A 12,006-nucleotide genomic window follows, 5' to 3' on the forward strand; every position below is an offset into this window, starting at 1 on the left:
TACAACCGCCATTCTCCCTAGTTTTTAATCTAATTTTCGGTTTTACTCATTGTTTCTTTTCTATGCTGAGTGCCCCATTCTACCATCGCCTCAAGAATAGGTTCTAGTGTTTTGCCTGATTCTGTTAATTCATATTCTATTCGAATAGGTCTTGTATTATAAACATTTCTTTGGACAATATTATTTAACTCTAACTCCTTGAGTTCTTTTGAAAGCATTCTAGGAGTTATTTTTTTTATTGTTGTTTCTAATTCATTAAAGCGTTTTGGACCAAAAAAAAGCGCCCCAATTATTGGAACTTTCCACTTTCCATTTAATACCGTTAAGCAATCGTGTAATGCTAATATTGTTGCCGCTGGACACTCAGGAATATTTCTAGGATTCATAAAATTATAATTTCTTACTATACATTTGTATAGTAATATTTACTAAATAGCTACTATACTTTCTATAGCAAAAGTAGTAATTTTGAAAAAAAAATTATTATTATGATACAGAAAATTGCATTTATTGGGGTCACAGGAAATCTGGCTCCCTTCGTTTACAAAGAATTAATCAAACAAGGAATCATTATTAAAGCACTTGTTCGTAATCTAGATAAAGTGAAGAAAATTCCTAACTTTCCGAAGGAAATCCAAATCATTCAAGGGGACTTGAGCAATCTTGATGATTTAAGAGAACTCTTTTCTGATACGGATGCAGTATATCTAAACTTATCTACATCAAATTCTGAAGCTCTTTTTCAACCAGAAATTGATGGAATAAAAAACGTTATTAAAGTTGCCAAAGAAAAAGATATAAACCGAATTTTTCATGTTTCTGCTGTAACAGCAGCCTATCCTGAATTTGCTCAAGGTGCTGAATTATTTATCAATGATATAAGAAAGGTTGGATATCATCTCTTAAAAGAATCTAATATTCCTTGTACGTTCTTTCATTGTTCTTGGATTATGGATACAATAGAGTTTTCTATGAGAAAAGGGAATACACTTCAAGGGTTCAAGTCAATCCGTTATCCAATTTTTTGGTTAGCAGGGAAAGATCTAGGCAAAATGATAATGAATGCTGTAAAACAATCTGATCATTCTTTAACAAAAGACTATATCATGCAAGGAAAGGAAGCTATTACTTTTAAAGAGGCCCTTAAGAGATATAGCAGCACTTATAGTCCAAACTTAAAAGTACAATTGGCTCCCATTTGGCTACTAAAAACTATTGGACTTTTTAACAAAGAAGCACGGTTAGCAGCTCAAATGGCTTCTTTTTTTTCAAACTATAAAGAAGAATTTAAAGCCAAACAAACATGGAAGGAGCTTGGAGAACCTATTCACAACATTGAAAATTTCATGCATTCGTAACAACAAAATAGTAGTTTAGAATGGGCATATGCTCATTCTAGACATTTTAAGGTGCTAAATTTAGATTTTTTGTCCCATCCTAAAAATAGTAATTTTACTAGTACTCAAAGTCAAAATTACTAGCAAAACCTACGTTTTTGCTCTGTTCGAACACTTACTTTTCGTATTTTACTCCTTTGTACAACCTATCACACTCACATTGTGCATGAGCTAAAAACTATTAAACGAAAGAAGATCAGAAAAGTAAAATGGAAAATTTGAATAAATATGTTTCGATTTATAAAGAGCAACTCAACAAAGGAGATATATTAATAGCCTACAACGGGTTAATAAAATTTGTCATGAAATTAAGAACAGATTTCATCAAAAATCTTTCTGACCAATATTCCTTTGCAGGAATCCTTCACGGATATATGGACTATACGTATTTCTACTATTCAAATGATTTTTTAAAAAGTAAAAAGTTAAAACTTGGGCTGGTATTAAATCACCTAGAAATGAAATTTGAGGTTTGGCTACTTGGAAATACAATAGCGATTCAAAAAAAATATTGGGAACTGCTAAAAACAACACAGTGGAATAAGGAAAAAACAGAAATGCCTAAATATTCAATCCTTGAAGCGACATTGGTTGAAAATCCTGATTTTAATAACCTTAACGCACTGGCGAAACAAATAGAAACCAAAATGATTCAAGTTTCGGATGAAATATTGGGTTATCTAAAAACATTAAGTAACCGTTCGTAATAATTTCAATTATGAAAAAAATATTCAAAAATCCCTTTATTTATCCGCTGATTATCTGTCTGTGTTTGTGTGGGTATACACAAGTTGTTCTTTTTGGAAATCAACCAATCAACCTATCAGGTCGACCGCTTTATGATAATCATATCTTGATTTATGTGGCTACTTTTATTTTTTTTATAAAAGTTGGGATATGGGCTTATTTTTCAGAAAAAAAGAGCAGTAATTTTTTGTTAATATTGAGTTTTGGAATAGACATCATCTGGTTGGTTGGCTTAGTCATAATTTCTATTGAAATCATTAACTTTCACGTTTATTACAAAGATTATAGCCCTTCCTTGCGAGGAGATGAATATAGCCGAATAAAAACGATTTCAGCCCCCTTTAATTTCATTTTTAGCCTTAATATTTTCCTTTTTTTAATCTCGGTACTTATCCTTTATATAAGACTCCCTAAGTTGAAATACCATGCCGATGTATTAGACCATCACTAAATCAAGGATTTTTTTGTACGCTAAATTCTTTTCGATTAAAGAACATTATTATTTCATTGAAATTCTTTCCGTTTAATAATTCCACCTATTTTTGTTATTTTGGAAGACACTCAACTTGTCCTGAACAAAACCATTCCACAATATTTATATTCAATTCTTTTAAATTTTCATGACTCAATCCAATACAATCAATCAGCAAGAGCGGCTAAAAAGTCGGAAGCAAATTGGGCTTTTGTTTAAGAATCGGCAAAGTGTGGGAGCTTATCCACTGCGTATTTTCTGGAAAGAAATCCCACCCAACGATAGCCCTTATCCCGTTGCGATTAGTTTTAGTGTTTCCAAAAGAGTCTTCAAACATGCCGTAAAACGAAATCGACACAAAAGGTTGATGCGAGAAGCATTTCGGCTCAACAAGCACCAATTGTATAAAACGCTAAAAGCAGAAACCAAACAGCTCAACTTGATGTTAATTTATGTAGGCAAAGAAGCCTCAGATTTTGCTACCATTGAGAAGAAATACCTTCGCTTGATGGATAAATTGTTAGAACAAATTGTATCAAAAGATGAAAATCATTAACGCTTTATTTTCTCTTCCTTTTAAACTTATTGGTTTAGCCTTTATTGGTCTAATTCGTATTTACCAATTGGCAATTTCTCCCTTATTGCCCTCTTCTTGTCGTTATACGCCCACTTGTTCGCAATACAGCCTAGAAGCAATCAAAAAATATGGTCCATTTAAAGGCAGTTATTTAGCATTTCGTCGTATCTTGCGTTGCAACCCTTGGGGCGGGCATGGTCATGATCCTGTTCCTTAAAAACCTTATAAAAGCTAGAAATAAAGTAATTAATAGTTGTACTTTTCTTTAAAGTAAAACATCACTTCTATGAAAAAAATTATTGGCAGCACACAGCAAGTTCATTGGTTGGGGCTTATTGTGACATTTTTATTCCTAACAAGTTGTGGCGGTCCATCGGCTTCTAAATATGCTCAAAAACTATGCGACTGTTCAGAAGCTTTTTCTAAGGCAGCCATACAGTTGCGATCAGGAACAATTAATCAAGCCACATTTGATCAAATAAAAAAAGAACACGATGCTTGCATGGGAGAAGACAACCCATTAGAAAAACTAGCAGATGATCCTGAAGCACTGGTTCAATTTAAAGCAGAATTTTTAATTGAGCTAGAAAAAAGTTGCCCTGAGGTTGCTCGTAATATGGGCTATTAAAAATAAACTATTATTTTACCTTCTTTCCCAACGTATCTTAAGCATTTTTTTTAACCATTCTCCCTCCCCAATATATTTTTAGAAAAATACAATTCAATGAAATTAATTAGTAAAATTTACTTAAAACTAACTGGCTGGAAAGTCGAAAGCAATCCCCCTAAAGAAATTCATGAAAAATGCGTTATGATTTGTGCTCCTCATACATCCAATTGGGATTTTCCTACCACCTTAGCCATCATGAGTATTCTCAATGTTAAGGCGCGTTATGCCATCAAAAAAGAATTGATGGGCTTGCCTTTTGGACCTCTTCTTAGAGCAGTTGGGGGAATTGCCATCAATCGCAAGCCTAAAAAAGAAGGAGAAAAAAGACAAAGTACCGTTCAAGCAATTGCCGATTTATTTTCAAAAGAAGATAAACTTTGCTTGATGATTGCAGCAGAGGGAACCCGATCTTTACAAAAAGAGTGGAAAACTGGTTTTTACTATATTGCATTGCAAGCAAAAGTACCAATTTGTCTGGGGTACTTGGATTATAAAACTAAAATTGGAGGCTTTGGAAAAGTAGTACATCCAACGGGAGACATCCATGCAGATATGGCAGAAATTATGGATTTCTTTAAAGATAAAACAGCTAAAAAACCAGCTAACTTTAGCCTTGATTATAGATTTATACAAGAAGACCACTTATCTGATCAAAACAAATAAAAGGCAATGCTCCACTTTATTTCTGCATATATTAGTTGTTTGTTGCTTATTAGTTGTAATAACAGTCACCCTAATAGTAATTTACGACCCAATAAATCTACCAGCAATTTAGAACAAACAACAGCTATTATGCCAACCAGCAATCGTATCGGGTATCAATTGGATCAGCCCAACAATAGGTTTAAGTTGTCTAAGGAATTGAAGGAAATTTCGGGACTTGTTTGCTATAAAGATCAATGGTTAGCAGCCGTACAAGACGAAAAAGGGGCGATTTACCTCCTTGATAAGGACAATGGAGCTATCCTAGATGTTATCGAATTTTCTGCGGATGGAGATTACGAAGGGATTACTGTTGTCAAAGATGTATTTTATGTACTCCGAGCGGATGGGGTCTTATTTCAAATTAAACATTGGAATAAAAAAAACAAAAACATCAGTACAAAGGTTATTGATACGAATCTTGGCGAAATTAATGACACAGAAGGGCTGGCTTATGATCCTGTAAAAAACCAACTGCTTATTGCTTGCAAAGGTTCTGCTTCCATTGGCGAAAAAGAGCATAGCTTTAGGGCTATTTATGCTTACGATTTGCAAAAACAGAAATTTAACACAAACCCCATTTTCACCTTAGATCGAAAGCAGTTCAAACATTTTGTTCAGGACAACCTAAAACAAAACCCTGATTATAGCTCCTATAAAAAAGAGCTAAAAAAAGCTAAAAAAAGTATGCTTCTAGCACCTTCTGCCATTGCCGTTCACCCCATCACTAAGGAATTTTATTTATTGTCAGCAGCAGGAAATAGTTTGATTGTATTGGATCGCAAGTATCAAATCAAATACCTTAAACGCTTGCCTTCTGATCATTTTGAACAACCAGAAGGACTTACATTTAATTCTAATGGAGATCTATTTTTATCTTCTGAAGGGATAAAGAAAAAAGCTCGAATTTACAAATTTGACTATCTACCTTAACCCCTAGTCATCCATTTATAAATGGAGTAAATCACATTTCTAGTAACTTAGAAACGGTGCGCCAATTTCGTGTTGTTGCCGATACTTGTAATTTTTTTTCTATCGTCGTATTGCTTAATTTTGTACGCCCATAACCGTTGGGAGTATACAAATAGACTCGATTGTTTATAATTGCTAATTCATCTGTTCCAGCAGCGACTTCTTGCAATGCTTTGATCGAATCAACTGTTGGCACTTCTGCCAAAAAGGTGACGTGCAAAAATTTAATTTCCAAATCAGGGTTAGCCTCCAAAAATGGATTATTAACAGCGACTTCTTTCCAATAATCCTCTGTGCGAACCATAACAGAAACATCATAACCAAAAGTAGTTTGGATTTTTTGATGCATGCTTTGGGCTATCCAATCCGTATCCTCTTCTGCTCCTTCAAATACAATATTACCGCTTTGTATATAAGTTTGTACATTTTGATACCCCATTGTCTCACACATCGTGCGCAAATCAGCCATTTTGACTTTTTTTTGCCCACTCACATTAATCCCCCTTAATAAAGTGATGTATTTCATAAGTAACTTGTGTTATTTCAATAATATTCCATGGACTAACTGCGTTGCGACTACGTGTTTTTTAACGGAATAATGATTTCAAATAAGCGGTCTTATTTTAAAACATTTTTCTCTTGTGAGAATTGTTTATAACTAATCAACACCGACAAAGTAGCAAAGACAATTAAAGAAAAGACAATCGTAATGTACTGCCCTAAATGTATCGTACCAGCAATAATTTCTTTGGTAGCCAATGCAACATTTAGAATAGGAATAAGAGCAAATTGCCAATTCAGTTCTACTCCTGGCATAGTCGCTACTAAGGCTGGAATTATCACCACAAACGTCATAGGAGTAACATAGCTTTGTGCTTCCTTAAAACTACTCGTTCTGACTACCATAGCCGATAAAACTCCAGCAAAAAAGAAACTCAATGGCAAAAGCATAGCAAAAAGCATTAAGATGAATTTTAAACTCAACATATCTGCAATAGAATCCATAAAACTAGCAGGAATATCACTGCCTAAATTTAATGCTAAAATCATCCCTCCTATGGTCATTACAGATGCCACTACCCCAACTAATGCAATCGTTATCGTCTTGCCAATCAGAATGCTAAACCTAGACGCAGGTACTGTTAACAGTGTTTCTATTGTACCTCGCTCCTTTTCGCCAGTAATCAAATCCAGCGCAGGATACATACAGCCCATAAAGCAAAATAAAATGAAGATATAAGGAATAAATCCTCCGATGCTCTTTCCGATTTGCTCTTTGGCAGAAGCCACATTAATTGTTTCCAACTGAACAGGCGTTAAAGTTTCTTTAGCAATGTTCAACTGTTCCATTCGTTGATTTAATACAATTGCTTCATAAGCATCTAGTTTTTCTTTTAAGCGGCGTTCCACCATGATATTAGTTGACTTGTAATACATATTCACAACGCCTTTTTTGAAGCTGTCAATATTGGTAGCAAAAGAAGGGGCAAACTCTAAGACAGCATCTAAGTCTTCGCTAGCAACAGAATCTTTGGCCTGATTTAAATCCATGCTTGCCAATAAAGTAATGCTCTCATCTTGGAACTGTGCAGAAACGGCTTCAGGAGCATTGATTAAAACAACTTTTAATTGTTTTTCTTTCTCTTTATTAATTAAGTTCTTCTGCAAAGAAGAAACCCCTAGCAATAACAAAGGAATTGCCAAAGCAGGTAAAATAATTGCAGAAAACAAGGTTTTTTTATCTCGTAAGGTATCTTTTAATTCTTTTTTTATAACGGTTAGAATGGTATGCATAATTTTTTATTGTTGACTTTGACAATAGCGTTATTTCTTTTATAAATCTATACAGGATTTTTGTTTAGATTTTTATAAAAACTAAACCGCTAGGAATTACTACTTTGATTGACTAATTGGATAAATGTCTCTGTTAGCGATTGATTGCTAGAAATTTGACGATAAGCATCCATCGTATTATTGTAAATAAGTTTTCCTTTATTAATAATTGCTAAATCATCGCATAACAAATCTACTTCACTCATAATATGAGAAGAAAAAATAACGGTTTTACCCTCTTGTTTGCAATTTTTAATCAAGTCAATAATGCTATTGGCTGTAATTACATCTAAGCCAGAGGTAGGCTCGTCAAAGATTACAACATCAGGATTATGAATCATACTTCTGGCAATAGACACTTTCTGCTTCATTCCCGTTGAGAGCTGCCCAATTCGTTTTTTGAGAAAATCATTAATGCCCAATTGCTCAAAGAGTAGTTCTTTCCGCTCTTTAAATTCACTTTTGCTCATTCCATACAAATCTGCAAAATATTTAACAATTTCACTAGGCGTCAATCGGTCATATAAGTTGGTTGAGCCCGTCAAAAAACCAATTTTTCGACGAACGGCTTCTGATTCTTGTACCACACTATGCCCACTAACCAAAACATCGCCCTTAGAAGGTTTTAGAATTGTTGCAATCATCCTAAGGGTTGTTGTTTTGCCTGCCCCATTGGGACCCAGTAGGGAAAAAACCCGTCCTGGTTGACAAACAAAACTAATATTATTGACTGCAAAAATAGAATCGGTTTGTATTTGTAGTTCCTGCTGTTGCTGCTTGGTTAATTTATATTGTTTACTAAGTTGTTCAACTTGAATCATTGGTGTTTTATTTTGTGTTATTCGCTTGATGTTTTGTTTATTGTTCTAAAAAATTTCAACGACCTCTATTTCCTACTTTTACTAACTCTTATAAAAAGCAGAAGGTTCGTTTAATGATTTAGATCTAATGTTCCTTATACCAACCTTGCATTTTGTTCGACCAAAGAAGGTTTTAAAGTAGCTTTTGGTCCAATAACAATTTGGTCTTAAACAAAGCCAATACAGATAAGCTATCCGTAATCGTTCCATTCATACATAAGGCTATTGCCTCCTCAAAAGGCAGCTTTTTTAATTGTAACTCTTCCGTATCCTCAGGAGTTGCCTCTCCTAGCGTTAAACCCTGAGCAACAAAAGCATATCCAACCTCATCCGTCACAGAGTTAGAGGTATGCATTTCTAGAATTTCGGTCCACTGAGTTGCAACTAATCCTGTTTCTTCTTGCAGTTCTCTTTGTGCAGCTCCTAATTTAGTTTCTTTTCCAATCAAGCAGCCCCCTTCTGGAATTTCCCAACTATAGGCACCCAAAGCATAGCGATATTGCCCAACCAACCACGTATTATAGGCTTCATCTAAAGGTACAATTCCTATGGCAATATTTTTAAACGAAACAATTCCATATATTCCAGCATTTCCAGAAGGATTGATGACCTGATGTTCTGTAACTTTAATCCAAGGGTTGTCATACATAACTTGACTTTCTAGGGTTTTCCAAGGATTTTTTGTTTCACTTTTTTTCATGTTCTTTACCTTATTTCATCAATTCATCCACTAAAGTACGCACCCCTGTAGACGCCTTATCGGCTATAACCCTTAAGTTAGGCACCTCAACAGGAGCAGGCTTAGGGTCTATAAAATACTTAGGTACTTTTGTATCCACATAATTGATTAAACCCGCAGCAGGATAAACCTGCATAGAAGTTCCAATTACGATAAAAATATCAGCAATTTCACAAATTTGAGTCGCTACTTCAATTAATGGTACCGCCTCTCCAAACCAAACAATATGAGGCCTCAATTGTGCTCCTTTTTCGCACTTATCTCCTATATTCACATCGTTTTCCCAATCATAAACCAAATTAGGATCCAAGGTCGATCTCACCTTCTTTAGCTCCCCATGTAAATGTACCACTCTAGAGGAGCCACCACGTTCATGCAAATCGTCCACATTTTGAGTAATCACACAAACCTCATATTTTTCTTCCAACTCTGCCAATGCTTTGTGTGCAGCATTAGGCTGAACCGTATTTAGTTGCGCTCTACGTTGGTTATAAAAATCCAGTACCAATGCCTTATTTTTAGCCCATCCTTGTGGAGATGCCACTGCCATTACATCATGACCTTCCCACAAACCATCTGCATCCCGAAAGGTCTGAATACCACTCTCGGCACTAATTCCTGCACCAGTCAGTATAACTATTTTTTTCTTTTTCATATTTCTTATAATTTGGGTTTGTTGCCAACCATTATCACAACCAAAATTTAAGCTAGTCACAATATTGTTGGTAATTTTTGATTTTTGCACTCAATCGTGCCTCTATATAAGGATTGATGCCCCCTAATGAGTCAAGAATTAATTGAGCTTCTTTTTGGTAACGTCTTATTTTGAAAGCATCCCAGTGCGCAGGGGGCGCCTGCAAATTATTAATTCGATCAGCCATTTTAACCATTCTAACCTCAGCCCCTTGTTTCACAATACGTTTTAGACTGTCCAACATTTGTTCTTCTTTAGGCAGGCTATTATTTTTAGTCAAAGCCAAAACGCCATCGGCTATCGGCTGCCCAAATTGCTCTTCAATGTTCTCATAAGTAACGGTTGTATCCTCTATGGTATCATGTAATAACGCACATTGGATCGCTAACGTTCCATTTAGATTAGGATCATTAGAATGAACCAACGCATTGGCTACTTCCATAGCAACATTGGTGATATGCACAACATAAGACATATCCGAAGCGGGTACCTTTTGTTTGCTATGTGCTTTTCCAGCAAAAATAAGTGCTTCTAAATACAAATCTTGGTTCCACATTCTTAACGATGTTTAGGTTAGACAAATCCTTCATTTCTGATGATACAGCTTTCTAACCAAAACAAAAAGAATCCTTTGTTAATTTTGAAAATCTTTATTTCCAAACCCAAAGATAGATCACAACCAAAAGGTAACACAACTAGCTTATAGATAGCGAGGCATATAAATAATACTTGTCTGAGGCAACAAGTTTTGCAGGTTAGTATGTTCAGAAGAATTCAAACTAATATCATTCATCCAAAAATGAAGCACTTTTAAGTTTTTAAGCTTTCCTATAGCTGTAGAAACACTTGAAATATTGTTATCAATTAAACTCAAGGTTTCCAAATTATCCATCAAAGAAAGTGTTTCAAATAAAGCATCTAAATGAAGTGCTGGATTATTCCCTAGCTCTAGTTCTTTTAGATTATTTAATTGTTTAATCTCTTCGTCTACCTTTTCCAAACCATTACTACTCAAAATCAGCGTTTCTAAGCTTTTTAGTTTAGCAATATTAAAGAACGCCTGTTTCCAATCCATATTGGGGTTAGATCCCAAATGTAAATACTTAAGTTGACTAAGATGGATAATTTCTGAAGGTAGTTTTTGTATATCATTATTGGAGACATCCAATTGCTGTAATGGTTTAATTTGAGACAGTTGCTTAAAAGCCGACTCCCAATTCATTTCAGGGTTTTGTTTTACATCCAATGTCTTCAAATTTTTTAAGCCTACAATATTAGGGGGCAAATCAATCAACCTGTTATTAATTAGATTTAAAACGACTAACTTATTCATTCTTTGAGGCTGTAAAAACAAGGTCAGCCAATTCATATTGGGGTTTCCTTCCAAATCTAAGCTTCTTAGGTTAAAAAGCCCTGAAAAGCCCTTGGGCAAGTACAATAAGTTGTTATATGCCAATCCAAGTGTTTGCAAATTTTTAAGTCCTCTAATCGATTGGGGCAAAGTAGTCAGATTGTTCCCTCCTAAATTGAGCATTCTCAAATTGCTCAGTTGACCGATTTCTGACGGCAATTCTGTCAAATAATTATTCCACAAATATATTTTTTGTAATTTTTGGAGTTTTTTAACCGTAGAGGTTAGCCTTCTCAACTGATTGTTGGATAAATCTAATTCTCTCAAATTGCGTAAATTGCCAATTGTTGGAGGTAAATTAATCATTCGATTCCCCCAAATCAACAACTTTTCTAAGCTCCCTAAATTGCCAATATTCGGAGGTAAATCTTTGATGCGATTATTGCCTATATCCAACAGTTTGAGCTGACTCAAATGCGTCAAAAACTCAAATGTCAATTCCCAATCCAAATTAGGATTTCCAACCAAGATTAGTTCCTCTAGGTTTTCCAATTGGGTAATTGATTCAGGAAGCTTCTCGATTTTATTCTCACTAAGACTCAGTTTTTCCAAATTAGGTAATTGAGCCAATAGATCTAAGGTAATATCCCAATCTAAGTCAGGGTTCCCCCCCAATTGCAATTCTTTCAAATTCTGAAACTGGACAATAGTAGGGGGCAATTGGGTCAATTCATTATGATCCAAATACAGTTTAAATACCTTCTTAGGCGTTTGTAAAGCCTCTTTTATATTATAAAAAATTCTTGTTCCTCCCCCGTCATTTCCGTATTGCCCTAACAAGTTGGTACTCATTAAAAGGATAACTAGAATGCTAATCAACTTCATATATCATTAAATATAGATTGTGTGAGTGATAGTGGAAAATTTAAATCCTGTTATTAGGTATTGTGTTATAATAACCTAATCTGCTTAAATAGGACTTTAATTTGAAG

General features: G+C 34.7%; 16 protein-coding genes. 8 read left to right on the top strand and 8 right to left on the bottom strand.

The window, feature by feature from the left end; translation table 11 throughout:
• Positions 1 to 29: 29 nt before the first annotated feature.
• Positions 30 to 386 (bottom strand): winged helix-turn-helix transcriptional regulator, encoded by a 357-nt coding sequence (locus AsAng_RS20785; protein WP_264789010.1) that lies wholly within the window; start codon positions 384 to 386, stop codon positions 30 to 32.
• Positions 387 to 488: 102 nt separating this feature from the next.
• On the opposite strand from AsAng_RS20785, the gene AsAng_RS20790 reads away from it, so the two are divergent.
• The 8 genes from AsAng_RS20790 (at position 489) to AsAng_RS20825 (ending at position 5,498) form a co-directional block, all read left to right on the top strand.
• Positions 489 to 1,358 carry an SDR family oxidoreductase gene (locus AsAng_RS20790; protein WP_264789011.1) on the top strand — a complete coding sequence of 290 codons (870 nt, stop codon included), beginning with the start codon at positions 489 to 491 and terminating at the stop codon, positions 1,356 to 1,358.
• A 248-nt stretch (positions 1,359 to 1,606) separates the two neighbouring features.
• Positions 1,607 to 2,104, top strand: coding sequence for a DUF7000 family protein (locus tag AsAng_RS20795; RefSeq protein ID WP_264789012.1), 498 nt, complete (start codon positions 1,607 to 1,609; stop codon positions 2,102 to 2,104).
• 11 nt (positions 2,105 to 2,115) lie between these two features.
• Positions 2,116 to 2,595, top strand: a complete 480-nt coding sequence (locus AsAng_RS20800; protein ID WP_264789013.1) for a hypothetical protein — start codon at positions 2,116 to 2,118, stop codon at positions 2,593 to 2,595.
• Between the two features lie 169 nt (positions 2,596 to 2,764).
• Complete coding sequence (rnpA, locus tag AsAng_RS20805) at positions 2,765 to 3,172, top strand: ribonuclease P protein component (RefSeq protein WP_264789014.1); 408 nt, start codon at positions 2,765 to 2,767, stop codon at positions 3,170 to 3,172.
• Positions 3,159 to 3,410, top strand: a complete 252-nt coding sequence (gene yidD, locus AsAng_RS20810) for a membrane protein insertion efficiency factor YidD (protein WP_264789015.1) — start codon at positions 3,159 to 3,161, stop codon at positions 3,408 to 3,410. Before rnpA ends, yidD begins: the two co-directional genes overlap by 14 nt.
• 69 nt (positions 3,411 to 3,479) lie before the next feature.
• Positions 3,480 to 3,821, top strand: coding sequence for a hypothetical protein (locus AsAng_RS20815; protein WP_264789016.1), 342 nt, complete (start codon positions 3,480 to 3,482; stop codon positions 3,819 to 3,821).
• A 96-nt stretch (positions 3,822 to 3,917) separates the two neighbouring features.
• On the top strand, positions 3,918 to 4,526 hold the full coding sequence (locus tag AsAng_RS20820) for a 1-acyl-sn-glycerol-3-phosphate acyltransferase (RefSeq protein ID WP_264789017.1): 609 nt from the start codon (positions 3,918 to 3,920) through the stop codon (positions 4,524 to 4,526).
• A 6-nt stretch (positions 4,527 to 4,532) separates the two neighbouring features.
• Positions 4,533 to 5,498, top strand: a complete 966-nt coding sequence (locus tag AsAng_RS20825) for an SdiA-regulated domain-containing protein (protein WP_264789018.1) — start codon at positions 4,533 to 4,535, stop codon at positions 5,496 to 5,498.
• A 31-nt stretch (positions 5,499 to 5,529) separates the two neighbouring features.
• On the opposite strand, the gene AsAng_RS20830 is transcribed toward AsAng_RS20825, so the two are convergent.
• The 7 genes from AsAng_RS20830 to AsAng_RS20860 all read right to left on the bottom strand — a co-directional run bounded on the left by AsAng_RS20830 (position 5,530) and on the right by AsAng_RS20860 (position 11,899).
• A complete protein-coding gene (locus AsAng_RS20830; protein WP_264789019.1) occupies positions 5,530 to 6,063 on the bottom strand; it encodes a DUF1697 domain-containing protein in 534 nt (177 codons plus the stop codon).
• Positions 6,064 to 6,155: 92 nt separating this feature from the next.
• Positions 6,156 to 7,331 carry an ABC transporter permease gene (locus tag AsAng_RS20835; RefSeq protein WP_264789020.1) on the bottom strand — a complete coding sequence of 392 codons (1,176 nt, stop codon included), beginning with the start codon at positions 7,329 to 7,331 and terminating at the stop codon, positions 6,156 to 6,158.
• An 89-nt stretch (positions 7,332 to 7,420) separates the two neighbouring features.
• Positions 7,421 to 8,191: an ABC transporter ATP-binding protein gene (locus AsAng_RS20840; protein WP_264789021.1), complete on the bottom strand. Its 771-nt coding sequence runs from the start codon at positions 8,189 to 8,191 to the stop codon at positions 7,421 to 7,423.
• A 172-nt stretch (positions 8,192 to 8,363) separates the two neighbouring features.
• Positions 8,364 to 8,930 (bottom strand): NUDIX domain-containing protein, encoded by a 567-nt coding sequence (locus tag AsAng_RS20845; RefSeq protein ID WP_264789022.1) that lies wholly within the window; start codon positions 8,928 to 8,930, stop codon positions 8,364 to 8,366.
• Between the two features lie 10 nt (positions 8,931 to 8,940).
• A complete protein-coding gene (locus tag AsAng_RS20850) occupies positions 8,941 to 9,624 on the bottom strand; it encodes an SIR2 family NAD-dependent protein deacylase (protein WP_264789023.1) in 684 nt (227 codons plus the stop codon).
• A 52-nt stretch (positions 9,625 to 9,676) separates the two neighbouring features.
• Entirely contained in the window at positions 9,677 to 10,219 is a 543-nt protein-coding gene (locus AsAng_RS20855; protein WP_264789024.1) for an HD domain-containing protein, read from the bottom strand.
• A 144-nt stretch (positions 10,220 to 10,363) separates the two neighbouring features.
• Complete coding sequence (locus AsAng_RS20860; RefSeq protein ID WP_264789025.1) at positions 10,364 to 11,899, bottom strand: leucine-rich repeat domain-containing protein; 1,536 nt, start codon at positions 11,897 to 11,899, stop codon at positions 10,364 to 10,366.
• Positions 11,900 to 12,006: the final 107 nt, after the last annotated feature.

Origin of the sequence: Aureispira anguillae, assembly GCF_026000115.1 — a bacterium.
GTDB lineage: Bacteria > Bacteroidota > Bacteroidia > Chitinophagales > Saprospiraceae > Aureispira > Aureispira anguillae.